The following is a 23,273-nucleotide window of genomic DNA, read 5'->3' on the forward strand; positions in this document are numbered from 1 at the left end:
AACGCGGGTTAGTGGCTCAGGACCTGGATCGGGGTCTTGGCGATCTTGTCCATCGTCCCGTTGAACTTGCCGCTCTTGAGGTCGAAGATTTCCAGGCCGCCGCTGACGTTGGTGCCGATCAGCAGGGGCTTTTCATCCTGGGTGGCGTGCAGGCTCCAGACCGGGTTCGGTGCTTCGAGGGTGCCGATCTTCTTGCCGGTCTTCAGGTCGAACACCCAGATATAGGGGCTCGGGTCTTCCCACTTCATGGCCTGGTGATCGGCATGCATGATCGCGTACAGACGATTGAGCCTGGGCGCCACTGCCAGCAGCTGCCAGCCGCCAGGTGCCCAGCCGGCCTGTTGTTCCTTGGCGTCCACCAGGGACCAGGCGGGAAGGAACTTGGGCGTGTCGCCGGAAAAGTCCACGCCGCGCACGGTGCCGGTGGTGCTGGTGAAGTAATAGATGTCGCCTACGGCGATCCCGCGTTCGTTGAGCTTCTCTTTATTGGGGTCGAAAAACGGCGTCTGGCTGCGGGAGGCTTCCTGGCCTTGCTCATTGAGCTTGACCACCTGCAACTGCCCATCGCCACACAACGAGGCGAAGCTGCGTTTGCCCACCGGGTAGCTGAGCACACAACCGCTGATGGCGATTTCGCTGGCCACGCTCCTGCTTTGGGTGTCGACCACGGTGACCGAGGTTGCAGGGGTGAAGTTATAGACGTAGGCAAAGCGGCTATCGGAACTGACCCCAAGGGCATAGCGCTGGGTCAGGATCGACGCGCGCTTGGAGGGGATCACCACTTCCCAGTCGGGGGACAGGGTCGAGGTGTTCCAGGCCGTCAATACGTCGGTGCGGGTGCCGCGGGTGCCGCGTGAGTAGAAGGCGTCGGCGCTGTAGAGGTATTTCTGGTCCGGGCTCAGGGTGGCCGGGGCGGCAAAGCCGGTGCTGACCATGCCGAGCATGCGCTTGGCGTCCGCGTCGATCACCGTGACCCGGCCGGTGACGAAGTTTTCGAACTCCACATCCACCACGTAGGCTCGGTGCGGCTCGGGTGGCACCGCCAGGGTGACCTGGCCGATGGTGTCGGCGGGCAAATCGGCCCAGGCGGGCAACCCGCCCAGGCAGATGCCCAGGGCCAGGGTTGAGTGAAAGAGGATCCTGTTTATTCGCATCGGGGGGCTCCCTGAATTATTAGGCTGCGGATCGTGCATGCAGGGGCAGGGGTCTGCAGGCCCAGTCTGCCTTAGCCGTTCAGGGAGAGAGTTGTTGTGGCTGCCAATCACTTGTGTGCCAGTGCCACGCTGAATGGCGGGAGAAAACAGGCGAGGTTGTCGCGGAATCGGCAAACACAATATGCGGACTGAATCGCCTTTGGCGTGCTTGGCGCCGAACATCAGAAGGGCTGACAGAAAAAAGCCCGCGAGGCCGTAGCTTCGCGGGCATGAGCAGGCTGGTTGCCGAGCGCAGCCCGGGTGCGCTGTTAAGCGCAGGCGCTAATGCGGGCGACGGCGACGTCGATACAGCACGACAGATACCAGCCCCAGCAGCATCAGAGCCCCGATCAACAGCAGCGCGAGATAGGGCTGGACCCTGGCCAGTAACGGTGGTGCTCCACCGGCGCGGATCAGGGCGACTTGCTCGGCGCTGATTTGCAGGGTCGGGTCGCCAAACTCCCGGGACACGTGGTTGGCGATCAACGCGATCTGTTGATCGCTCAGGGCATTGACCGCTGACTGCGTCCCGAACCCGGGCATGAATACCTGGGTACCGCCCACGTTACGATCAACGCCAAACAGGATGGTCGCCACCAGGTTATTGGCTTCACCGTTGTGACTGCCTCCGGTAGTGCTGGAGTTGAACAGCGGCGGAAAGGCCTGGTTGTTGCTTCCACGGCCATCGGGTTGGTGGCAGCTGGAGCAGTTGCTGCTGAACAACGCGGCGCCGTTGTTGAGGCTGTCACTGGCATTGATGGCTGACAGGCCGCGTAACGTCGCCTCACTGCTGCTGGGCTGGCCGAAGCTGAAGGCGCTTTTGCGGTCCTGGGCCGAGCGGATGGGCGGGATGGTGCGCAGGTAAGACACGATGGCACTGATGTCCTCTGTCTTGAGGTATTGCAGGCTGTCTTCCACCACCTCGGCCATGCCGCCGCCGGCGCGGGCCTTGCCTTGGGCGACGCCCGTCTGCAAATAGCTCACCAGTTCGGCATCGCTCCAACCGCCAATGCCGCTGACAGGGTCGGAGGTAATGTTGGGCGCGTGCCAGCCAGCCAACGCCGCCCCGGTAAAGAGTTTGTCGTCTTGTTCGGCCATCAGCACATTGCGCGGGGTGTGACACACGCTGCAATGCGCCAGGGTCTGGCTCAGGTACGCGCCACGATTGATCGCCTCGCTATGGTCCGGGTTATCGATGAAGGGCCCTTTCTTGAGAAACAGCAGGTTCCACCCCAGCATTGAACTGCGGATATTGAAGGGAAAGGGCAATGCGGTCTGCGGCGGCACATTGTCAACCGCCACCACCCCGTGCATGAAGTAGAGGTACAGCGAGTGGATGTCCTCATCTTTTAGCTGGCTGTATGAGGTGTAGGGCATGGCCGGGTACAGATGCGCTCCATCGGCGCGGATGCCGTTGCGCAAGGCATTGGCAAACTGGGCTTCGCTGTAGTTGCCGATGCCGGCGATTTTGGAGGGGGTGATGTTGCTCGAGTAGATGACGCCCAGCGGCGAGATGATGGGGTAGCCCCCGGCAAACTCGAGGTTGCTCCCGGGGCGGGTATGACAAGCCGTGCAGTCGGCAGCCCGGGCCAGATAGTGGCCCTCTTCAATTTTTTCCGACAAGGCGAGAGCCGAGGCATCCTTGGCCTGGGCTGCGGGGAGCATGAGCCCCAGCAGCAGGAGCAGCGCGGTGCTGTTTACCCGTCGGCACAATCGCCGCAGGTCATTCGATGAGCGTATAAGGCCGGTCATCATCAGTTACCCGCCAAGGAGCTGGAAATCGAATCCGCAGCCTTCAGTCCTAAAGCCACCATGGTCAAGGTGCTGTTGACCACGCTTCCCGAAGGCATTGCAGAGCCGCCCGGCAACCAGAGGTTGGCATGGTCATGGGCACGACAGTCACCGTCGACCACCGAGGTTTTCGGGTCGTCGCCCATGATGGTCGACCCCATCAGGTGGTTGTTGCCGTTGAAGGGGCTGGTGTGAAATTCGACTCCGTTAAACAACCCGCTCAGATGCCGCAGCCGCTCACGTGCCGCCACCGCGCCGCGGCGGACATAGTCGCCGGTGTCGTAGTGGATGTCCGGGCAGGCCAGACCCAGCCCATCAAAACGGGTATTGCTCAGGGTCAGGCGGTTATTGGCGTCAGGCAGGGGCTCCATCATCACCGTGATGTAGATGCCGAATGCCACGCGCCGGCGGATTTCTTCATCCAGCTCGACGCCGACCAACCCCATGTCCAGGGCTTGCTGGGTGGCATTGGGCACCCGTGAGCGGTTATCGAAAATAAAGCTGAAGCTGGAGTGATCCGCGCGCGTCGGACTATCGCGCATGCCGACCATGCTGCTGTTTTGCTGGGGGCCGCGACCGCCCCAGATCGGTTTGTCGGCCAGGAACGAACAGTAGAACCCGGTGTGGTCCATCATGTTGCGGCCCACCTGGTCCGAGGAGTTGGCGATGCCATTGGGGTTGGCCGGGTTGGCTGCCTGTAGCAGCAGGCGAGGTGTCTCTATCGCATTGCAGGCCAGTACGAACACCGTGCCGCTGGCGCGATGTGACTGGCGCTTGGCGTCGTACCAATGCACCGCCGTGACCTTGTTGTTCTGATCGGTATCGATTTTGTAGGCCACCGACTCGGCCAGCACCAGGGCGCCATTTCGTTCGGCTTTCTGCACATGCTGAATACCGGCGTACATGGCGCCGATCGGGCAAATCGGCTGGCAGTTGTTACTGCCACAACAGGCCGGACGCCCCTCCCAGGGCGTGACACTGCGTGCTTGGGGTACGGGAACAAAGTGATAGCCGTGGGGGTTCACCACACTGGCCACATAATTGTCGGCGTAGCCCCTGGGTATCATGTCGAACAGATAGGGACGACTGCGCTGCGAGGGGGATTGCAGGGCAGGATCGTGAGGCCCCGATATTCCCATCTCTTCTTCGGCGCGACAGTAATAGGGTTCGAGTTCATCGTAGGAAATCGGCCAGTCGCGACCCACGCCGTAGGTGCTGTTCAAGACAAAGTCCACCGGCAGATGGCGCCAGTTCGAACCGGCCCAATGCCAAGTCGTGCCGCCTACGGCACGCAAGTAATATTGCTTGAAGCTATTGCTGTCGGGACCACTCAGGCTGATGTAGTTGTTGTCCGGAAAATATAAGGGCGCGAGTGCATAGGGCGTTTGCGGATAAATAGTCTGGTAGTCGGGTTTGTCAATCAGGCGGTGATCGAAGGGCAGGTTGCGAAAGTTCTCCACGACTTGAGCTCGTTCAATAATGGGGCCGGCTTCCAGGATCAATACTGAATGTCCTTGTCGTGCCAGTTGATCGGCGATCATGGCTCCCACTACTCCGGAGCCCACAATAACCACATCGGCCTCAATATCGCCGTTGGTTTTTTTAATAGGACTGTTCATTAGGCTATTTGCTCACGGCGCGTGCATAAAAGAAGGGGCAATCAGACCGGTGCTGAAACACCAACGGCCGGTGGCGGGTGAACCCAGCCCTGGGGGCCGTGCTGGCAATAACTGGGTACGTTGCAGGCATCCAGGGTGGGCCGAAACATCAAGGCGTCGTAAAAAGACACGCTGACCGCTTGCGCGTCCCGGCCGATAGTCCCGGTGTACCAGGCTGTGACAATCGTCAGCGCTGGGACGCGCAATCCCGCATCGCTGGCCGTCACCAGCAATTGCTGGGCGGATTGGTCCGGGCGCAGCAGGTTGCTCAGCGCGCCGACATGATGCTCGAAGTGGCTGTCCTGATTTTCCAGCGCAGCCAGGATCCGGGCGCTGGTGATGGGATTGAGGTCGGCATGTCCGGTCAGCGCTCGTGAAAGCTCCAAAAAGCCATTCAAGGCTGTTGCTGTGGTTCTCAGCCCGGCGGCCTGCGCGATACCTGTCGGCAAAAAGAGTGGGGCGCTGACTAACAAGCAGGCTGAACTTGCGAGCATAAAACGGCGTCGAGTAAAGGACATAGAGAGCCCGTTGAGTGATGTCAGTTAAAAGATAGTGTTGGCGTGATAGGCCTTGGTTTTTAACACGAATAAACTGCGCGTGTTGTTAAAACTACTAAAGGTTCAAATAAGAGCTTGTTTATATGTTTTGACCTTGACGTGGTCTTGCTGCATTAATGATCGTCGCCAGCGCTGTTGGATTTTTATGGTTTTGAGTTTTTGTAGGAGGATAAATGTTAGTTTGATGTCACTTGTATTTTGAGTGTGACTATATAAGTGGTGACTTGCTGGTTGCTCGTGATTTTATATGGATTAAAAGATGGCGTTATGCGGTCGGTGAGTGACGGGGAAGTTGTTAGGTGCAGTCGTTGCTGTGAAAGTATTTATAAACCTATGTGTGCTATCGCACAGACTGACTGCGTCTGTGTAGGTGTCTGTGTTCCTCAATACAACTAAAGTTTGAATAAGCGGGTCGCCGATCTGCCCAATGCTGAAGGAGGTTTAATCACGTCTCTGGAACCGAGGTGCTGGGAAGGGCTAAAACCTGCGCATAAAAAAACCGCGAAGTGACGAACTCGCGGTTTTTTGGGGTGTGGTTTGTTGGCTGCGATTCAGGTTGCTGCCAACGTCAACCGAGCTTACTTGGGCATGGCCCAGGACTGCAGTGTGTAACCTTCCTGGCTCAACTCGGCGCGGGCTTGTTTGAGCAGGTTTTCCAGTTGTGCCGGATCGGAATAGGCACTGCTGGGGATCTGTTTGCGACCAATGCGGGTATTGGTGCGGTCGATGACGGTCAGGCTCAGTTCGCCATTACCGTCTTGTGGGGCCCAGGCTACGCATTGAAATGGTTGGAATGCGCGGTCGGCGATCAAGAGTGCTTCGTTGATACGGAGCGGGGCGTTCATGGGGTCTTCTCTCTTAAGGTGCCCAATCAAATGATGTGCCGTCGGTTGGGCTTACCGTTCGGCTGGTACTTGTACTGATGCCCCACTGTGAAGACGGGTCACACATTTAATCGATAAATTTCGTGTTTCTTTCAAACAAGGGGCCCAAGTCAATAAAGTTGAAAGTTAACCGAAAGGTTGGGGATTAAGCCGAGCACACAAACCGATAAAAGCGCAGCTGGTTAGTCGGTTTGGCTATTAGCGCTATAAACAAACGGTACAAGACGCTGTCAAGTTCTTGCTAACGTTACACCCAGGTTTGCCAAAGTGTTGTTTCTAATAACTTTTCCTCTATTTGGCGCCAAGGATCAGTCATGCTCGAAGCCCCTGTGCAACGTCGACTGTTGGTGGTTGATCCGTGTGACGATTGTCATCGTCTGCTGCCCGGCTTGCGCTCTGTTGGCTGGAACGTCGACAGCTGTGGCCTGGAGGCGGCCGCCGACCGTTCCTGCGATGTTGGTCTGCTGCGGCTGCAACCCTTTCACCTGGAACGCCCCGAAGCGGTCAAGGACCTGATCAGCCGCAGCGGCACCGAGTGGATCGCGGTGCTGAGCCCCGATGTGTTGCGGTTGCAGAAGGTCGGGGACTTTGTCTGCGAGTGGTTTTTTGACTTTCACACCCTGCCGTTCGATGTCTCGCGGGTCCAGGTCACCCTGGGTCGGGCCTTCGGCATGGCGCGTCTGCGCGGGCAGGGCGCCATCCATATCGAGCAGCCCGAACATGAACTGCTGGGCGACAGCCGGCCGATCCGCGATCTGCGCAAACTCTTGAGCAAGCTGGCGCCCACCGAGTCACCGGTACTGATCCGCGGCGAAAGCGGGACCGGCAAGGAGCTGGTGGCCCGGACCCTGCACCGGCAATCCCAGCGGCACAGCAAACCCTTCGTGGCGATCAACTGCGGGGCGATTCCCGAGCACCTGATCCAGTCCGAATTGTTCGGCCATGAAAAGGGCGCCTTCACCGGGGCCCACCAGCGCAAGGTCGGGCGTATCGAGGCGGCGCACGGCGGCACGCTGTTTCTGGATGAAATCGGTGACCTGCCCCTGGAACTGCAAGCCAACCTGCTGCGCTTTCTCCAGGAAAAGCACATCGAACGGGTCGGTGGCAGCCAGCCGATCCCGGTGGATGTGCGGGTGTTGGCCGCAACCCACGTCGACCTGGAGTCGGCAATTGGCAAGGGCCGTTTTCGCGAGGACCTGTATTACCGGCTCAATGTCCTGCAAGTGGTCACCGCGCCGTTGCGCGAACGCCACGGCGACCTGGGCATGCTGGCCAACCACTTTTCCCACTTCTACAGCCAGGAAACCGGGCGCCGCCCGCGCAGCTTCAGCGAGGACGCCCTGGTGGCCATGGGCAAACATGATTGGCCGGGCAATGTCCGCGAGCTGGCCAACCGGGTGCGGCGTGGCCTGGTGTTGGCCGAGGGGCGGCAGATCGAGGCGCGGGACCTGGGCCTGCTCAGCCAGCAAGCCATCAGCGCGCCCATGGGCACCCTCGAAGACTACAAGCATCGCGCCGAGCGCCAGGCGTTGTGCGATGTGCTCAACCGCCACAGTGACAACCTCAGTGTCGCCGCCCGGGTCCTGGGCGTGTCGCGCCCGACCTTCTACCGCCTGCTGCACAAGCATCAGATTCGCTAATCACCCGCGCACTAAAAAAGCCCGCTGCGATTGATCTCGCAGCGGGCTTTTTTTTGTAGCTGGGGGGCCGTCAGAAGTAGTACGGGAATTTGAGGCTGAAGGTGAAGTCCGGGGCGTCTTCGGTCATGCCGATGGACAGGTTGGGCACGATGGTCAGGTTGTCGGTGGCAGCAATGGTCATGCCGACGTTGAAGTAGCCGGCGTTGGCATCGCTGGAGACCACCGATTGCCAGTCGCCGCCATCCTGCTTGAGCTTGCTCTTGCGTTGGATCAGGTCCGAGACCGAGAACGACATACTCATGCGTTCGTTGAGGGCAAAGGCGACACCGGCACCGATCTGGAAGCTGTCACCCAGGCTGACTTTGCCCGGAATCTTGGAGTTCATATCGGAACTGATATCGCTGAAAGACTCTTCCAGGTTGTGGGTGTAGGACAAGCTGCCGAAAAGCACCGCCGGGTCGAAGGTCTTGACCAGGGAGATGCCCGGTGTGACGGACCATACGCCGTTACCGGTCGGTAGGCTTTCAGGCACCACTAGGCTGTTGCTCTTGGGGGACTGGACGAACTTGATGCCGAAAGGGTCCTTGCCGGTAGGCGCCTTGACTCGCAGGCTGACGACCGCATCGGGCATGTAGTCGGACTCGTCGAGGAATTTGTACGCGACGCCAAAGTTGACGTCACCCAGGGTTGGGTCTCGGGTAACCGTTTGTTCCGCGGTGCCCTGTGCGTTGCCGCCATTAGCCCCACCCGACTGATAGGTGGACTCGCGGTAGACCACGGGGGCGTTGATATCGAACTGCCAACGGTTGTTCAGGTTGTAGCGGGCGGTCAGGTCCAGGGTCCAGTTATCGGATTTGATCCGATCCAGGTTGACGGTACCCAGCAGGATCGAGTCCAGGGCCAGGAAGCCATTGAGGGTCAATTGCCGCGCATCGTAGCGTGAGTAGCTGATGCCGGTTTCGACGCTGAACTTGCCGCCGCCAAAGAAGCCGCTGGCCTCATCGTAGAGGTTGCTCACGCTTTGTGCCGGTGCCGAATCATCCTTGAGTGACTGACCATAGGAACTGCCCCCGCCGGCAGCGCCTCCGGAGGCCGCGCCCGCGCCGGTGCCGGCGACCTGCTGATTGCCCTTGAGATCGGCCGGCGACTTGGCCAGGCGCTTGGGCGGTGCTGCTGCGGGCTGATCCTCGACCTGGCGGACCCTTTGCTCCAGTACGGCAAGGGCCTTCTGTTGTACTTCGTAACGTTGCTTCAACTCCAGAAGTTCTTGTTTCAGGGCCGCTACATCCGCATCTGGGGCCGCCTGCAAGGCCGCCGCAGGGAGGAGCGTGCTAAGACAAACGACTGCGCGCAATGAAACTGATCGATACATGAAAAAACCGTCCCTTGTGAACCCCAATGGTCGAGAGGAGCGTAGTTCAAGATCAGAAGTTGCGTAGGCCGTTGAGCGTACTCAAATTACAGTCCAGGGCGCCGCTGCTCGGGCCGTTGTTTCTGAGGACGACGTTGAGTTGGGTCAGGTTGTTGACCATGTTGCTGTCACCCAGCAGCCGGGTGTTTTGCAGCAGGTTGCCCTGAGCCACTTGCTGCAGGGTATTGCCCTGGTTGCTGTTGGCCAGGATGGCCATCTGAATACCGCCATTGGCGGCGGAAACCGAGACTGTGCCGGCGGCATTACTGCCGGTAATGGTTTGTCCGCTGATCAGTACCTGGCCTTGTCCGGGCACCAGGGCCGGGGCTTGGTTGGCTTCGGTGACATTGATGCTGACGTTGTTGTAGGCGCTGTTGCCGTCGCCGGCGGCGCGCACGGTCTGCGTCACGCCCTGGCCGGTGCCCAGGCCAGCGCCGCCGATCACGTTGCCGGTGCCTGAAGTGGGGGTGCTGCCGTTGCCGGTCTGGCTGATGGTGGTCACATAGAACTGGGGCGTTACCGTGGATTGCTGGATCTGCAGGGTGCTGGTGGCACCGATCAGGTCGCCACTGGCGTTGCGCCAGGTACTGCTCATGACCACGCCGAAGCTGATGATTCGCCCCGGCATCACATAGCGGCCGCGCATTTGCGACAGTTCCGAATCCTGAATTTCGATGGGCGTGAAACCAGCATGTGCTGGAAGAGCTGCTGCCAGGCAGGCGGCTGCCAGCCAGTATGAAGTTTTCATCTGCTGCTCCCGGAGCGTCCTGCCCCCTTTTTATCGTTGTGTGCGCTTCTCTAGAAGAAGTCGCTTTGTATAAAGCCGAAATCCATCAACTCCGCGTCTCGGACCGGGTAGAAACCATCGAGTTTGTTTTTCGCGGTCAGGGGGGCGGGGGGATCGAGCAAGGCGTTGGTCTTGTCGTAGCCCGGGCCGATGATGGCGAACACGATGCCATTCCAGCCTTTGACGAAGTCTTCATGGGAGTAGCGTTTGTGGCCCAGTACCGGGTCACCGATATAGACCCAGTCCTTCTGGGCCCGCTGCATCACCACGAAGTGCTTGTAGCCTCGAATTTCCATCAGTACCACCACCGGAATGGTCACCGCTTCGAGCTTTTCGGGAGGAATCCGATAGCCCCGGGCGCGCATGCCGATACTTTCCGCGTAGCGTTTCATGTCGAGCATCGAGAAGCCCTGGGTCTGGACCAGCTTCTGGTCCGAATTGACCAGCATGCCCTTGATGACTTCATCTTCGGAGACATCCATCCAGTAGGCCTGGCGCAGAATCGTCGCCAGTGCGGCGGCGCCGCAGCTGAAGTCGGTCTTCTGTTCGACGATGTCGCTGAACTTGCGCTCACGAATGCTCTGTACCTGCTTGAAAATCAGGCTGCCGCCGGGAAGCCCGGGAACCGCCATCTGTGCTGCAAACACAGGGCCGCAAAGGCACAGCAAGAGAGTGAGGATCGCAGTTCGCATGATCGTTACGCCTTGTGAGACTGTGGAAAAGCCCCGTTGCCGGGGCTTTCTTTTTCGATCGCGACTACATGCAGGCTTTGCAGCCAGCAGCGATGGACAGCGAGTTGCTTTGTTGGTTGCCCACACCTGCCGAGACGTTGGCGCCGCCGTTGCCGGAGAAGCCGTTCATCGAGCCGGTCATGCTGGCGTTGTTGACCACTGGGTTTTTCCAGCCGTCTTTGGTCAGCACTTGCTGGGTCCAGTAGCCAGCCAGTTCGATCGTGCCTTGTTCTTTGAAGGTGAGTTTTTGATCGTCGTTGCCATGGCCTTTGTTGTCGCCGTAGCCATGACCGCTGCCATGACCGTCGTCGCCTTCGATTTTGCCGCTGCCGGTACCTTTGTAGGTGCCCGAGGCTACGAAGCCACCAGTGAGGGTGTCTTTTTTGTAGGCCTGTACGCCTTTGTTATCCACGACCAGGTTGGTCGACTGCTGGTTGGCCGAAGCAGCCGCAGTCGCTACGCGACCACCGGATACGGCGATGGCCAGGTTGTTTTTCTGTTGGTTGAAGTCGCCGGCGGTGACGTTGATGCCCAGGTTGCCCGAGCCGTTGTTGCCGGAGTTGTTGAGGATTGCGTTGTTTTGAGTCGACGAGTTTTTAACGTAGTTATTGTTGTTGTACTGAGTGGCGCTGGACGCGGCCACGGCGCTGCCGAAGATGAAGTTTTCATCGGCAGTGGCCAGGGCGGCAGCGTTGTCTTGTTGGTTGCCGTCGCCGGCTGCAACGTTGGCGCCCATGTTGCCGTTGGAGTTGTTGAGCGAGTTGTCAGCCTTGCCGGTGTTCAGGGTGCCCTGGTTTTTCACCACGTTGGTGTTGCTGTTTTGCACGTCGATCACTGCCGCCCCGGCCCCGGCGGTGATTTGCAGCAGGGTGTTCAGATCCGGACCCTGATTGTGATCGTCATGGCCATTGCCATGCCCATTGCCGTTGCCTTGCCCGCCTGCTTGAGCGGCCATTGCCATAACTGCAGCCAGTGCGAAAACCAGTGGTTTGAGAGCCATTGTAGGTTTCATGGTGTTTCTCCGGTGCTTATTAGTTGGTTAAGTGTTGGTACTTTCTAATTGCACTGCGTTTGGGTCAGTCAGCGACCCGGATGCTCAGGGTGTTAGCCATTCGGTTCCCCACCCCGGCACTCTGGTTCACCTGAGTCACTCCACGGCTGCCGGTGAAGGCCTGGTCGCTGGTAACGACCTGGCGGCTGCCTTGATGAGCGTCAGTTGCTCCTGAGCTTGGTAACAGCGCCACGTTCTGTTGGGACAGGACGCTGTCGTCGATGCCTTGCGGATTGGCACTGATGCTGATCCGCATGGCGTTGACCATTTGGTTATTGGCGCCGGAGGACTGGTTGACGCCCAGTGCTCCGCTGCCATTACTGAAAGAGTTGCCGCCGATGGTGCTGCTGGCATTGATCGAGCGATCGGCTGGCGTGGTGAGTTTCTGATTGACGCTGGTGCTGGCGCTGGCATTGGTGCCGATGGCGATGGCCCGCACGTTGGTTTGTTGTTGCTGGTCGCCGGCGGCCTGGTTGATATTGAGATTGCCGGTGTAGCCCGCGCCGGAGTTCTGGATGGTCGAGGTGCTGGTCACCTGGCTGGCCGAGTCGGCCATGGCGCTTGTGCAGGTGAGCAGGGCGATAAGCAGCAGGGACCGGTTCATCTCACTGCCCTCCGATATTGCTCAAGGGCGCCATGCCGGCGCTGATCGAGCGATTGATCGAGTTGGAGATGGAGGCGCCCGAGCCGCCGCCGTGGCCGGCGGACATGCCTGGCAGGCCGTTGGGGTTGGTCACCACATTCAGCCCTGGAACGTGTCCACCGCTGGGCATGATGGTGTTGCGAATCAGCGCGCCGCTGTTGACGCCGGCAAAATCGCCGTCGGTCATTTCACTGCCACCGATGATCCCGTTGATCCGCGCCGAAGGGTTGGCGTTGACGGTGGTGGGGTACGGGTCCGGTTGCAGCGACTGGCGACCGATGGGTTGAGGGTGCACGGTGCGCTCGAGCACAATCACGCCGTCGCCGGCTGCCTGTACGGGAAGGCAATACGCCGCGCTGACGGCACAACCGATCAGCAAGAGGCGGGTCAAACCTTGATTGATATTCCCCACGGCGGCATTCCTTCTTCTGAGCGCTGGCCCTAACCAGAGCGTTGACAGGAAGAGAGCAGGAGCTGTGCCGCTTTTTAATTCTTTCGAGAATTCAAGGCCTTGGATTTTTTTGCCGAGGGTGGCGATCGCGAGTGTTTCAACCCTGAGACAGGTGGCACGACCGGCACATGGCCATAGGCGGGCCGATGCTCTAGATCAGGGGTTCGCAAGAGGCTGTATCAGTGGCTTAACAGATCCGCGGGCAATCGCGGCGAGCCTTGGCGCAGGCTGATATGGGGGCGGGCACCTGTTTCAGGAATGGACACTTGGGCCCTGTTCGGCGGGAAAATGCGCGGGTCAGGGCTTCAACCGGCGAGCAATTGGCCGACCTCAGCCAGGGCCAGTTGCCGACGTTGCTCCCAATCACCGCCCACCACCGTAAACGGCTGGCGATGTTGCACCAGCCAGTCCCGCGAAGCCTGGAAAAAGCCCAGCCGCTGCTCCAACTGCGGCTGGCAGCGCTGGCCGTCGTCAACCCAGCCCACCTGCTCCGGTGACAGCAGCAGGTGCAGGTCGTAGCGTCGGGCCAGCAGTTCCGGTTCGAGCCAGGGCGGGCAGTCGCCAAACAGGGTCTGGCTCCAGAGCATGTTGCTCAGCAAATGAGTGTCGAGGATCAACAGTTCAGGGTTGCGCGCCCGGGCGGCGTCTTCCCAGTCCAGTTGGCCCCTGGCGATCTGCGGAATATCTGCGAAGCAAGTGTCGCGGCCTTGCTGGTCGATGAAATGGCGCACGTACTCGCCGACCTGGATGCCCCCCAGGCGCGCCTGCAGCTCGTTGGCCAGCCAGCTCTTGCCGCTGGACTCGGGGCCGGTCAGCACCACCACCTTCATGCTCGGCAGACCGCAGTAGCGCACCCATCTCCCCGCCAGCTGGCGTTGGCCCTGAGCCAGGCGGCAACGGCGCCGAGCGCAACGGCAAACAGTTCAAGCCCGGGCATGGACATTCCTTGGGAAAATGGAGGAGGGCGCGGATTGTAACCAGAGTGCGGCGCTGCGCGTTAGTCCGAGCGAGGCGAAGGTGGCGGGCAGGGCCCGCCACCGCCGGGACCTAGACGCGGAACTGGCGCAACAGACCGTTGAGCTGCTCGCTGAGCTCCTTGAGGTGGCGACTGGCGGCGCTGGACTGCTCGGCCGCCATCGCCGTGCTGTGGGACAGGCCTGCGGCTTGGGTCACGTTCTGGTTGATGTCTTCGACCACATGGGCCTGCTGCAGGGTGGCACTGGCGATAGAGGCGTTGAGCCCATTGAGGTTACGCAGTGCCTGACCGATGGCATTCAGACTCTGGCCGGCCAGACCGGCCTGTTCGATGGTCATCTGCGAGGCACGGCTGCTGTCGCCAATCACCTTGACCGCGGCTTCGGAATGGTTCTGCAGGCGCTCGATCATCGACTGGATCTCGGCCGTGGATTTCTGCGTGCGTTGTGCCAGCAACCGCACCTCATCAGCCACTACCGCAAAGCCGCGACCCTGTTCGCCGGCGCGGGCCGCCTCGATGGCCGCATTCAACGCCAGCAGGTTGGTCTGCTCGGCGATCGAGCGAATCACCTCCAGCACACTGCCGATCTGAGTGCTTTCCGCGGCCAGGGTGCGAATCACCTCAACCGCCTGGTCGATGGTGCTCGACAGCCGGTCGATCTGTTGCAGGCTGCCGTCGATATTGACCTGGCCCTGTTGCGCCTGGGCCTCGGCATCGCGCATTTCACTGGCGGCATGCTCGGCGTTTTTCGCCACATCCTGCACGCCGTAGGTCACCTCGTTGATGGCGGTGGCCACCAGCTCCATCTGCTGCGATTGCTGCTGGCTGCGTTCCTGGGCCTGGCTGGCGTTGCTGCCCAGGTCTGCCGAGGACTGCTCCAGGGCACCGGCGGACACCTGCAACTGGCTGACCACCAGGCGCAACTTGGCGGTAAAGCCGTTGAAATGCCGCGCCAGTTCCGTGACCTCATCCTGGCCGTGGGTATCGAGGGTGCGGGTCAGGTCGCTTTCGCCGCTGGCGATATTGGCCATGGCATGCACCGTTTCCTGGAGGGGGCGCACGATGCTGCGGGCGATCAGCGCCACCAGCAGGCCCATCAGCAGCGCAATGCCCAGGCCGATAAACGACGCCTGACGGACCTGGGTGTAGAACTCGGCCTGCATGTCATCGATATACACCCCCGAGCCGATGATCCAGCCCCAGGGCTGGAACAACTGGACATAGGAGGTTTTCTGCACCGGCGCATCCGCCCCGGGCTTCGGCCAGCGGTAGTCGACCATGCCGGCGCCCTTGGTCTTGGCGATGTTGACCATCTCGTTGAACAGGGCAAAGCCATCCGGGTCCTTGATCGCCGAGAGGTTCTGGCCTTCAAGTTTGGGGTTGGCCGGGTGCATGACCATCACCGGCGTCAGGTCGTTGATCCAGAAGTAGTCATTCTGGTCGTAGCGCAAGCCGCGAATCACGCTCAGGGCCTGTTTCTGCGCAGCCTCGCGGCTCAGGGTTCCGGCGGTTTCGAGGCTTTGGTAATACGCCAGCACACCGTTGGCGGTCTGCACCACATGTTGGGTTTTCTGCGCCTTGGCCTGATACAGATCGTTGTGGATCTGCTTGAGCATCAACATGCCCAGGGTCAATAGCATGAGCACCGCGACTATCAGGATCAGCCACAGCCGGCGGCTGATCGATACATTGCGCAAGCTATTCATCATTGCGTCACTCCGATTTGTTGTTCTTGTCATCAATAGTCGCGAGTATTCGGGCACCTTGTCGGCCCGGGGCGCCGAGCCTGTCGGCCAGACAAGGTCGAAGCGTTATTCATGCATGTCTGATAGGATTTCGGCCCCGCAGCGGAAAACCTGAATCCGGCTTGATTTTTCACGGATTTTTCATCGGTTGTTGTTAATCCTATTGCGCGCGCACCACCGCTACGCTCATCGCAGTGAACACTAAAAAAACGATCAGGGCCTGCTGCAGCACGGCCTTATGGGGGATTGATGGATCTTTGGACCGCCGCTCAGGCGTTGATACTTGGGGTTGTCGAGGGGCTGACAGAGTTTTTGCCCATCAGCAGCACCGGCCACCAGATTATTGTGGCGGACCTGCTCGACTTTGGCGGTGAGCGCGCCATGGCGTTCAACATCATCATCCAGCTCGGGGCGATCCTGGCCGTGGTCTGGGAGTTTCGGCGCAAGATCTTCGACGTGGTGGTGGGCCTGCCCAGGCAACGCAACGCCCAGCGGTTTACCGTCAACCTGCTGATCGCGTTTTTCCCGGCCGTGGTGCTGGGGGTTATTTTTGCCGACCTGATCCATCAATACCTGTTCAACCCGATCACGGTGGCCACGGCCCTGGTGGTCGGCGGGGTGATCATGCTCTGGGCCGAGCGCCGCGAGCATGAGGTACATGCCCACAGCGTTGATGACATCACCTGGCAGGACGCGCTGAAAGTCGGTTTCGCCCAATGCCTGGCGATGATTCCCGGCACGTCGCGCTCCGGCTCGACCATCATCGGCGGCCTGCTGTTCGGCCTGTCGCGCAAGACCGCTACCGAGTTTTCGTTCTTCCTGGCCATGCCGACCATGGTCGGAGCGGCGGTGTATTCCGGCTACAAGTACCGTCATCTGTTCCAGCCCGATGACATGCCGGTGTTCGCCATCGGCTTCGTGACCGCGTTTATCTTCGCCATGATCGCGGTCAAGGGCCTGCTCAAGTTCATCGCCAGCCACAGCTACGCCGCGTTTGCCTGGTACCGGATCGTGTTCGGCCTGCTGATCCTCGCCACCTGGCAGTTTGGCTGGGTGGACTGGGCGGCGGCCAAGCCTTGAGCGAGCCACGGAGCAGTGGTCGTCCCGGGCGCAACAGCGGGACGACGGTCGCGCACCCACGCCTGAAGTGGCTGGCGTTCGCCTTGCTGTGCGGGCTGCCGTTGTTCGGCTCGCTGTCCCTATGGCAGCAGGGGGTATCGCTGCTACCCCTGGTCGGTTATGGGGTCGTCAGCGGCCTGACCTTTGCGCTCTACGGGTACGACAAGCGCCAGGCCCGCAACAACGGCCGGCGCACGCCGGAAAAGGTCCTGCACGCCCTGGAGCTGGCCGGTGGCTGGCCCGGCGCGTTGCTGGCGCAGCAAGTGTTCCGGCACAAGACGCGCAAGGTCTCGTACCAGGCGCTGTTCTGGCTGATCGTGGCGGTGCACCAAGTGTTCTGGATCGACCGGCTGTTTCTCGACGCCGGGCTGTCGAACCTGCTCTAGAGCAGCAGCCCGACCTGCAGCCGTTTCGGCAATTTGGCCACCACCAATTGATGGGAGCGCCGCAGCAGCTCTTGCAGCTCGCCGGCGACCAGCGGATAGGGCGTGTCCATGATCACCCAATGGGCTCGCGCCAAGTAAGGTGCGGGATGGATCCCCGGGCGGTCGACATGGCCGAGGAACAGCTCCTTGTCGACCTTGAACGCCAGGGAGTCGCCCCGCAGGCCTTGCAGGGCGAACATCTTGTTGCCGGCAATGGAAAACACCCGCACGCCGCCCCACTTGTAGTCTTCCCGGGCGCCGGGCAAGGCCAGGCAGAATTGCGCCACGTCGTCTTCGCTCATGGGTTTGGCTTTCACAGGGTTCGGTCTCCGCAACTCTTGAATGATTCGGTCAGGTGGTCGATCCAGGACCGTACGGCCGGCAATAACCCGCGGCGATGGGGATAAACCGCCTGCAGCCAGCCGCCCGGCAGCGACCACTGGGGCAGCAGTTGCACCAGTTGTCCAGTTTGCAGTTCTTCCTCGCAGTACATCATCGGCAGAACGGTGAAGCCCAGTCCGGACAGGGTGCAGGCCTTGCGCACGATAAAGTCGTCGATGCCCAGCCGTGCCTCCAGCGCCAAATCAAACTGGGTGCCCTGTTCGTCGAACATGCGCAAATGCACCTGGCGATCGGCTTCCAGGGCGCCGAGCACCGGTACCTGGTGCAGGTCTTGCGGGTGGCTGATGCTGCGCTCGCGCAGAAAGTCGGGGCTGGCGACCATCACCGTCTGTGCCTGGCGCAGGCGGCGAGTAACCAGCAGCGGGTCTTCATCCCCCAGTTCGCGCACACGCAGGGCCACGTCGATGCCCTCGGTCACCAGGTCGACGCGGCGATTGAGCAGCATCATTTCCAGCTGAACATGGGGGTGTTTGCCGAGGAAGGTGCTGATGACCTGTGGCAGGAACTGGTGCGCCAGGCCCACCGGGCAGGACACCCGCAAGCGCCCACGGGGCTCACTGGACATGCTGGCCACGGCTTCGTCGGCCATTTCCGCCTCCAGCAGCATGGCCTGGCAATGGCGCAAATAGCGCTCGCCGACCGCGGTCAGCTTCAATTGCCGCGTGGTGCGTTGCAGCAGGCGCGCATTGAGGCGTTCTTCAAGCTGGGCAATGCGCCTCGACAGGCGGGACTTGGGGATGCCCAGCAGGCGTCCGGCGGCGGCAAAACCACCGGCTTCCACCACCTTGGCGAAGTAATAAAGATCGTTGAGGTCTTGCATGACGGGCTCGACTGTTCCACTGATGAGACGAACTATCGCATTTATGCCGACTAATCAGCTATTGGTTTCATCTGTAGGATCACCCCCACTTGATCGCCCGGTGGCGATCCTCACTTGGAGATCCCACATGAAACTGTTGCATATCGATTCGAGCATCCTTGGCGACCACTCGGCCTCCCGTCAGTTGAGCCACAACGTGGTGGCCGCCTGGCAAGCCGCTGATCCATCGGTGGTGGTCACCTACCGCGACCTGGCCAGCGATGCCATCAGCCACTTTTCCGCCGCCACGTTGCTTGCCGCCGGCACCTCGGCCGAATTGCGCGACGCCGCGCTGCAGCACGAAGCCGAGCTTAGCGCTTCGACCCTGGCCGAGTTCCTGGCGGCTGACGCCGTAGTAATTGCTGCGCCGATGTACAACTTCAGTATTCCGACCCAGCTCAAGGCCTGGATCGACCGCATTGCAGTGGCCGGCCAGACGTTCCGTTACACCGAAGCCGGCCCTGAAGGCCTTTGCGGCAACAAGAAAGTTGTGGTGGTTTCCACCTCCGGCGGCCTGCATGTGGGCCAGGCAACCGGCGTCGGTCATGAAGATTACCTCAAGGTCATGCTGGGTTTTATCGGCATCACCGACCTGGAATTCGTTCGCGCCCACGGCCTGGCGTACGGTGAAGAAGTGCGCAGCAAGGCCTTGAGCGACGCCCAGGCGCAGATCGAAGAGCAATTCGCCGCCGCGTAATACTTGTGTAAAGACTTAATCCGAGTGCGGTAACGCGCACTAAACTCTGTATTCTGATCAGTGTCGAAAATGATCAGAGTACGGAGTTTTTTTGTTTTTGCCTTTCACGCCTTCTGGCCCAGGTTATGCAGATAGAAGTTCATCGGTCTTTTGCCTGTTCCCCTGCCAGCGTTCGCCAGATGTGTTGCAAGGCCTTGGCTGCAAGGGAGGGCAGGGGCAAAGGGTTTCTCGATCCAGCCGCAAAGGTGGGCGTCCCATGAAACGTCTCAGTGCACTGTTACTGATCTGCCTGCTCAGCAGCCTGATTTCGGTGCAGGCCGCGCCTGCACCGCACCCGCACTGGAGCGTCGGTTATCACGAGATGACCTTTCTCGACCCGCTCGACCTGCAACCCATGCGCGCCATCGCTTTTTACCCATCCACCGGTTACGAGCACAACAGCACGCTTGAGGGATACCAAGTGGCGGCGACCCAGGATGCCAAGGTCGCCATTGGTCGCTTCCCGATGCTGATGCTGTCCCATGGCAATACCGGCACCCCGCTGGCACTGCACGATCTGGCCACCTCCCTGGCCCGCAAGGGGTTCGTGGTAGTGGCGGTGATCCACCCCGGTGACAACTCCAAGGACCACAGCCGCCTCGGCACCTTGAGTAACCTCTATGGGCGGCCGATCCAGATTTCCGAAGCCATTACCGCGACCCTGGCCGACCCGATGCTGTCACCTTTCGTCAATGCCGATCAGGTGGGGGTGATCGGTTATTCCGCCGGTGGTGAAACCGCGCTGATTCTCTCGGGAGCCACCCCGGACCTGGATCGCCTGCGGCGCTATTGCCAGGAGCGTCCCGATGATCGGGATGCCTGCAATACCCAGGGTGAACTGATCGTCGATCGCGATGATTTGCAGCCGGTGGCGGATGCCCGGGTGCATGCCTTGATGCTGATGGCGCCGCTGAGCCTCAAGTTCGGTCGCCATACCCTGGCGGGCGTGCATGTACCGGTGCTGCTCTACAGTGGCGACGGCGACAAACTGGTGGCGCTGGACAAGAACGCCGCGGCCCTGGCACGCAAGCTGCCGGTGGCACCGGACTTCAAGCTGCTGGCCGGCGCCGGGCATTTCGTGTTCATGGCCCCGTGCAGCGAAGCGCAATTGGCAGCGATGCCAGCGCTGTGCACCGATGCCGATGGCGTCGACCGCGAGGACATTCACCGCAACCTGATTGCCGAGGCCGGCAAATTCTTCGCCCACACCCTGGGCAAATCCAGCCGCGCCGGGATGCAGACCGCGGATCAGTGAGTCAGGCGTTGGACCGGCGCTGCAACAGCAGCGTCAGGCCCAGCGCGGTGACGGACAGCAGCGCCGCGCAGAAGAAGATCCACGAATACCCCAGGTTCAGCGCCACCGCCCCCATCAACGGCCCGGCAATTGCCAGCGCCAGATCGAAAAACACCGCATACGCACTCAGGCCCGCACCGCGACTGCTGTTGGGCACCTGCCTGATCGCCTCGACGCCCAGCGCCGGGTACACCAGTGACAAGCCAAAACCGGTCAGCCCGGCGCCGATCAGGGCGTAGGCGGTGGAGGGCGCGAGCCACAGCAGGACCAGGCCCAGGGTCTCGATGCTCATGCAGGCGATAGCGGCCCTGAAGCCGCCGAAGCGGCTGATGGCGGAGATGAACAACAGTCGCGACACGATGAAGCACACGCCAAATACGGTCAGACAGTAGGCGGCGCCGGTCCAGCCGCGATTCAGATAAAACAGGGTAATAAAGGTGGTCAGGGTGCCGTAGCCGATGGAGGCCAGGCTCAGGCTGGCGCCATAGGGTGCGATGCGCCCGAACACCGCCCAGAACGGCAGGCGCTCGCCACGCACCACCGGCACAGAGGCTTTGTTGCGGATCAGTACCAGAGCCAGGGCTGCCAACAGTGACAAGGCGATGCCAAGGCTGGCGAAACCGTACTGGTCGACCATCACCACCCCCAGCGGTGCCCCAATCGCAATCGCCCCATAGGAGGCAATGCCGTTCCACGAGATCGAGCGAGCGGTGTGTTCGGCGCCTACCTGGCCCATGCACCAGCTGATGGTGCCAACCCCGATCAGGCCCTGGGCCACGCCCAGCAGCAGGCGCCCGCCGAGCAGGATGGTCAGGCTCAGCAGCGGCAGGCTTTGCAGCAGGGTCGAGAGCAGTGTCAGGCCACCGCTCAGGAGGATCCCGATCAACCCGTACACAATGGCGCGCTTGGTGCCGACGCTGTCCGACATGCGCCCGGCCATGGGCCGGCTGAGCAGGGTCGCCAGGTATTGCGAACCAATGGTCAGCCCGGCCACCACGGCGCTGAAGCCCAACTGTTCGTGGACATAACCCGGCAACACGGCAATCGGCAGGCCGATGCAGAGGAAGGCAATAAAGGTATAGAAAACGATGGAGACGATCTGCAGGGTGATCGTCATGGAGCTGGGAGCAGGCGGCTGTTGCGCAGACATGAGGGCTCGTTCGCGGGCGGGCGGTTGGAGAACCGCATCATGGCGTGGCTGGATAATAAAAGAAAGCAGGCTATCTATTGCTTCGAGCTGGCGTACCACCTTGCGGGAAAAACAAAAAGCCCCGTCACCAGGACAGGGCTTTTTCTTGCAGCTTGCCGCTTATCGAGGCTCTTGCCTTAGATCGCTACACCCTGGCTACGCAGGTAGTCGTCGTAGGTGCCGCTGAAGTCGGTCACACCGCTTGGGCTGAGTTCGATGATGCGGGTGGCCAGGGACGAGACGAACTCACGGTCGTGGCTGACGAAAATCAGCGTGCCCGGGTAGTTTTCCAGCGCCAGGTTCAGCGCCTCGATGGATTCCATGTCCAAGTGGTTGGTCGGTTCGTCCATGATCAGCACGTTCGGCTTTTGCAGAATCAGCTTGCCGAACAGCATGCGACCTTGCTCGCCACCGGAGATGACCTTGACCGACTTGAGGATCTCATCGTTGGAGAACAGCATGCGGCCCAGGGTGCCACGAACCATTTGTTCGCCTTCCTTGGTCCAGCGGCCCATCCAGTCGAACAGGTTGGATTCGTCTTCGAAGTCCGACGCGTGGTCCTGGGCGTAGTAGCCCAGCTCAGCGGCTTCGGTCCATTTCACGGTGCCGGCGTCCGGGGTCAGTTCGTTGACCAGGGTACGCAGCAGGGTGGTCTTGCCGATACCGTTCGGGCCGATGATCGCGACGCGCTCGCCGGCTTCGACCTGGAAGCTGAAGTCCTTGAACAGGGTTTTGCCATCGAAGCCTTTGGCCATGCGCTCGACAATCACTGCTTGGCGGTGCAGCTTTTTGGTTTGTTCGAAGCGGATGAACGGGCTCACGCGGCTCGAAGGCTTGACCTCGGCCAGTTGGATCTTGTCGATCGCCTTGGCGCGGGAAGTGGCCTGCTTGGCTTTCGAGGCGTTGGCCGAGAAGCGGCTGACGAACGATTGCAGTTCGGAAATCTGCGCTTTCTTCTTGGCGTTGTCCGACAGCAGTTGCTCGCGGGACTGGGTCGCCACGGTCATGTATTCGTCGTAGTTGCCCGGGAACAGACGCAGCTCGCCGTAGTCCAGGTCAGCCATGTGGGTGCACACGCTGTTCAGGAAGTGACGGTCGTGGGAGATGATGATCATCAGGCTGTTGCGCTGGGTCAGGATGTTTTCCAGCCAGCGGATGGTGTTGATGTCCAGGTGGTTGGTCGGTTCGTCGAGCAACAGCACTTCAGGATCGGAGAACAGCGCCTGGGCCAGCAATACCCGTAGTTTCCAGCCTGGGGAGACTTCGCTCATCGGGCCATTGTGCTGCTCGATGCCGATACCCAGGCCCAGCAGCAGTTCGCCGGCGCGGGATTCGGCGGTGTAGCCGTCCATTTCGGCGAAGTCGGTTTCCAGCTCGGCCACGGCCATGCCGTCTTCTTCGGTCATTTCCGGCAGCGAGTAGATGCGATCGCGCTCAGCCTTGACTTTCCACAGCTCTTCGTGACCCATGATCACGGTGTCGATCACGGTGAATTCTTCGTAGGCGAACTGATCCTGGCGCAGCTTACCCAGACGCACGTTCGGTTCCAGCATCACCTGGCCGCCGGATGGATCCAGGTCGCCGCCGAGGATCTTCATGAAGGTCGACTTGCCGCAACCGTTGGCACCGATCAGGCCATAACGGTTGCCGGCGCCGAATTTGACCGAAACGTTTTCGAACAACGGCTTGGCGCCGAATTGCATCGTGATGTTAGCTGTGGAGATCAATTAC

At 60.7% G+C, this 23,273-nt stretch carries 22 protein-coding genes; 5 read left to right on the forward strand and 17 right to left on the reverse strand.

Annotated features, from left to right (window positions below; genetic code table 11):
• Nucleotides 1–8: 8 nt before the first annotated feature.
• The 5 genes from MF4836_RS22915 to MF4836_RS22935 all read right to left on the reverse strand — a co-directional run bounded on the left by MF4836_RS22915 (nucleotide 9) and on the right by MF4836_RS22935 (nucleotide 6,044).
• Complete coding sequence (locus tag MF4836_RS22915; protein ID WP_078472188.1) at nucleotides 9–1,154, reverse strand: amine dehydrogenase large subunit; 1,146 nt, start codon at nucleotides 1,152–1,154, stop codon at nucleotides 9–11.
• Nucleotides 1,155–1,475: 321 nt separating this feature from the next.
• The gene (locus MF4836_RS22920) at nucleotides 1,476–2,858 is read right to left on the reverse strand and encodes a cytochrome c (protein ID WP_238596177.1); all 1,383 of its coding nucleotides are present in this window, start codon (nucleotides 2,856–2,858) and stop codon (nucleotides 1,476–1,478) included.
• An 89-nt stretch (nucleotides 2,859–2,947) separates the two neighbouring features.
• Nucleotides 2,948–4,603, reverse strand: a complete 1,656-nt coding sequence (locus MF4836_RS22925; RefSeq protein WP_078472190.1) for a GMC family oxidoreductase — start codon at nucleotides 4,601–4,603, stop codon at nucleotides 2,948–2,950.
• A 41-nt stretch (nucleotides 4,604–4,644) separates the two neighbouring features.
• Nucleotides 4,645–5,160 (reverse strand): sugar dehydrogenase complex small subunit, encoded by a 516-nt coding sequence (locus tag MF4836_RS22930; protein WP_078472191.1) that lies wholly within the window; start codon nucleotides 5,158–5,160, stop codon nucleotides 4,645–4,647.
• 617 nt (nucleotides 5,161–5,777) lie between these two features.
• Nucleotides 5,778–6,044 carry a hypothetical protein gene (locus MF4836_RS22935; protein ID WP_020298094.1) on the reverse strand — a complete coding sequence of 89 codons (267 nt, stop codon included), beginning with the start codon at nucleotides 6,042–6,044 and terminating at the stop codon, nucleotides 5,778–5,780.
• 353 nt (nucleotides 6,045–6,397) lie between these two features.
• Here MF4836_RS22935 and MF4836_RS22940 point away from each other — a divergent pair, with 353 nt between their 5' ends.
• Nucleotides 6,398–7,723 (forward strand): sigma-54 dependent transcriptional regulator, encoded by a 1,326-nt coding sequence (locus tag MF4836_RS22940; protein WP_078472192.1) that lies wholly within the window; start codon nucleotides 6,398–6,400, stop codon nucleotides 7,721–7,723.
• Nucleotides 7,724–7,793: 70 nt separating this feature from the next.
• Here the strand turns inward: MF4836_RS22940 and MF4836_RS22945 are convergent, their stop codons facing one another.
• From MF4836_RS22945 to MF4836_RS22980, 8 genes are all read right to left on the reverse strand, one after another.
• Complete coding sequence (locus tag MF4836_RS22945) at nucleotides 7,794–9,095, reverse strand: hypothetical protein (protein ID WP_078472193.1); 1,302 nt, start codon at nucleotides 9,093–9,095, stop codon at nucleotides 7,794–7,796.
• A gap of 52 nt (nucleotides 9,096–9,147) precedes the next feature.
• Entirely contained in the window at nucleotides 9,148–9,882 is a 735-nt protein-coding gene (locus tag MF4836_RS22950) for a hypothetical protein (protein ID WP_078472194.1), read from the reverse strand.
• Between the two features lie 50 nt (nucleotides 9,883–9,932).
• Nucleotides 9,933–10,613, reverse strand: a complete 681-nt coding sequence (locus MF4836_RS22955; RefSeq protein ID WP_078472195.1) for a C39 family peptidase — start codon at nucleotides 10,611–10,613, stop codon at nucleotides 9,933–9,935.
• 64 nt (nucleotides 10,614–10,677) lie between these two features.
• Complete coding sequence (locus MF4836_RS22960) at nucleotides 10,678–11,664, reverse strand: heme utilization protein (RefSeq protein ID WP_078472196.1); 987 nt, start codon at nucleotides 11,662–11,664, stop codon at nucleotides 10,678–10,680.
• A 64-nt stretch (nucleotides 11,665–11,728) separates the two neighbouring features.
• Nucleotides 11,729–12,307, reverse strand: coding sequence for an adhesin (locus MF4836_RS22965; RefSeq protein ID WP_078472197.1), 579 nt, complete (start codon nucleotides 12,305–12,307; stop codon nucleotides 11,729–11,731).
• Between the two features lies 1 nt (nucleotide 12,308).
• On the reverse strand, nucleotides 12,309–12,758 hold the full coding sequence (locus MF4836_RS22970) for a hypothetical protein (protein ID WP_078472198.1): 450 nt from the start codon (nucleotides 12,756–12,758) through the stop codon (nucleotides 12,309–12,311).
• Nucleotides 12,759–13,102: 344 nt separating this feature from the next.
• Nucleotides 13,103–13,627, reverse strand: a complete 525-nt coding sequence (locus MF4836_RS22975) for an AAA family ATPase (protein WP_078472199.1) — start codon at nucleotides 13,625–13,627, stop codon at nucleotides 13,103–13,105.
• 217 nt (nucleotides 13,628–13,844) lie between these two features.
• Nucleotides 13,845–15,479, reverse strand: a complete 1,635-nt coding sequence (locus MF4836_RS22980; RefSeq protein WP_043229803.1) for a methyl-accepting chemotaxis protein — start codon at nucleotides 15,477–15,479, stop codon at nucleotides 13,845–13,847.
• 288 nt (nucleotides 15,480–15,767) lie between these two features.
• Here MF4836_RS22980 and MF4836_RS22985 point away from each other — a divergent pair, with 288 nt between their 5' ends.
• Nucleotides 15,768–16,598 carry an undecaprenyl-diphosphate phosphatase gene (locus tag MF4836_RS22985; RefSeq protein ID WP_078472200.1) on the forward strand — a complete coding sequence of 277 codons (831 nt, stop codon included), beginning with the start codon at nucleotides 15,768–15,770 and terminating at the stop codon, nucleotides 16,596–16,598.
• Nucleotides 16,595–17,023, forward strand: coding sequence for a DUF1294 domain-containing protein (locus tag MF4836_RS22990; protein ID WP_078472201.1), 429 nt, complete (start codon nucleotides 16,595–16,597; stop codon nucleotides 17,021–17,023). Before MF4836_RS22985 ends, MF4836_RS22990 begins: the two co-directional genes overlap by 4 nt.
• Here MF4836_RS22990 and MF4836_RS22995 read toward each other — a convergent pair.
• Together MF4836_RS22995 and MF4836_RS23000 are read right to left on the reverse strand one after the other, a co-directional pair.
• Nucleotides 17,020–17,364 carry an MmcQ/YjbR family DNA-binding protein gene (locus MF4836_RS22995; RefSeq protein ID WP_078472202.1) on the reverse strand — a complete coding sequence of 115 codons (345 nt, stop codon included), beginning with the start codon at nucleotides 17,362–17,364 and terminating at the stop codon, nucleotides 17,020–17,022. The two genes, MF4836_RS22990 and MF4836_RS22995, sit on opposite strands and share 4 nt — an antisense overlap.
• An 11-nt stretch (nucleotides 17,365–17,375) precedes the next feature.
• On the reverse strand, nucleotides 17,376–18,284 hold the full coding sequence (locus tag MF4836_RS23000; protein ID WP_078472203.1) for a LysR substrate-binding domain-containing protein: 909 nt from the start codon (nucleotides 18,282–18,284) through the stop codon (nucleotides 17,376–17,378).
• A gap of 127 nt (nucleotides 18,285–18,411) precedes the next feature.
• On the opposite strand from MF4836_RS23000, the gene MF4836_RS23005 reads away from it, so the two are divergent.
• Entirely contained in the window at nucleotides 18,412–19,020 is a 609-nt protein-coding gene (locus tag MF4836_RS23005) for an FMN-dependent NADH-azoreductase (RefSeq protein WP_078472204.1), read from the forward strand.
• A gap of 256 nt (nucleotides 19,021–19,276) precedes the next feature.
• Nucleotides 19,277–20,314 (forward strand): alpha/beta hydrolase family protein, encoded by a 1,038-nt coding sequence (locus MF4836_RS23010; RefSeq protein ID WP_020298078.1) that lies wholly within the window; start codon nucleotides 19,277–19,279, stop codon nucleotides 20,312–20,314.
• A gap of 1 nt (nucleotide 20,315) precedes the next feature.
• Here the strand turns inward: MF4836_RS23010 and MF4836_RS23015 are convergent, their stop codons facing one another.
• Both MF4836_RS23015 and MF4836_RS23020 read right to left on the reverse strand, forming a co-directional pair.
• Entirely contained in the window at nucleotides 20,316–21,503 is a 1,188-nt protein-coding gene (locus tag MF4836_RS23015) for an MFS transporter (RefSeq protein ID WP_078472205.1), read from the reverse strand.
• A gap of 176 nt (nucleotides 21,504–21,679) precedes the next feature.
• Entirely contained in the window at nucleotides 21,680–23,269 is a 1,590-nt protein-coding gene (locus MF4836_RS23020; RefSeq protein ID WP_078472206.1) for an ABC-F family ATPase, read from the reverse strand.
• Nucleotides 23,270–23,273 lie beyond the last annotated feature (4 nt).

This window comes from Pseudomonas sp. MF4836 (genome assembly GCF_002018875.1).
Classification (GTDB): domain Bacteria; phylum Pseudomonadota; class Gammaproteobacteria; order Pseudomonadales; family Pseudomonadaceae; genus Aquipseudomonas.

Coding starts and splice junctions, on each gene's coding strand:
- MF4836_RS22935 (WP_020298094.1), bottom strand. CDS start 6,044: ATGAACGCCCCGCTCCGTATCAACGAAGCACTCTTGATCGCCGACCGC.
- MF4836_RS22950 (WP_078472194.1), bottom strand. CDS start 9,882: ATGAAAACTTCATACTGGCTGGCAGCCGCCTGCCTGGCAGCAGCTCTT.
- MF4836_RS23000 (WP_078472203.1), bottom strand. CDS start 18,284: ATGCAAGACCTCAACGATCTTTATTACTTCGCCAAGGTGGTGGAAGCC.
- MF4836_RS22915 (WP_078472188.1), bottom strand. CDS start 1,154: ATGCGAATAAACAGGATCCTCTTTCACTCAACCCTGGCCCTGGGCATC.
- MF4836_RS22925 (WP_078472190.1), bottom strand. CDS start 4,603: ATGAACAGTCCTATTAAAAAAACCAACGGCGATATTGAGGCCGATGTG.
- MF4836_RS22920 (WP_238596177.1), bottom strand. CDS start 2,858: ATGCTCCCCGCAGCCCAGGCCAAGGATGCCTCGGCTCTCGCCTTGTCG.
- MF4836_RS23015 (WP_078472205.1), bottom strand. CDS start 21,503: ATGTCTGCGCAACAGCCGCCTGCTCCCAGCTCCATGACGATCACCCTG.
- MF4836_RS22960 (WP_078472196.1), bottom strand. CDS start 11,664: ATGAAACCTACAATGGCTCTCAAACCACTGGTTTTCGCACTGGCTGCA.
- MF4836_RS22930 (WP_078472191.1), bottom strand. CDS start 5,160: ATGTCCTTTACTCGACGCCGTTTTATGCTCGCAAGTTCAGCCTGCTTG.
- MF4836_RS23005 (WP_078472204.1), top strand. CDS start 18,412: ATGAAACTGTTGCATATCGATTCGAGCATCCTTGGCGACCACTCGGCC.
- MF4836_RS22940 (WP_078472192.1), top strand. CDS start 6,398: ATGCTCGAAGCCCCTGTGCAACGTCGACTGTTGGTGGTTGATCCGTGT.
- MF4836_RS22975 (WP_078472199.1), bottom strand. CDS start 13,627: ATGAAGGTGGTGGTGCTGACCGGCCCCGAGTCCAGCGGCAAGAGCTGG.
- MF4836_RS22980 (WP_043229803.1), bottom strand. CDS start 15,479: ATGAATAGCTTGCGCAATGTATCGATCAGCCGCCGGCTGTGGCTGATC.
- MF4836_RS22965 (WP_078472197.1), bottom strand. CDS start 12,307: ATGAACCGGTCCCTGCTGCTTATCGCCCTGCTCACCTGCACAAGCGCC.
- MF4836_RS22945 (WP_078472193.1), bottom strand. CDS start 9,095: ATGTATCGATCAGTTTCATTGCGCGCAGTCGTTTGTCTTAGCACGCTC.
- MF4836_RS22955 (WP_078472195.1), bottom strand. CDS start 10,613: ATGCGAACTGCGATCCTCACTCTCTTGCTGTGCCTTTGCGGCCCTGTG.
- MF4836_RS23010 (WP_020298078.1), top strand. CDS start 19,277: ATGAAACGTCTCAGTGCACTGTTACTGATCTGCCTGCTCAGCAGCCTG.
- MF4836_RS22985 (WP_078472200.1), top strand. CDS start 15,768: ATGGATCTTTGGACCGCCGCTCAGGCGTTGATACTTGGGGTTGTCGAG.
- MF4836_RS22995 (WP_078472202.1), bottom strand. CDS start 17,364: ATGAGCGAAGACGACGTGGCGCAATTCTGCCTGGCCTTGCCCGGCGCC.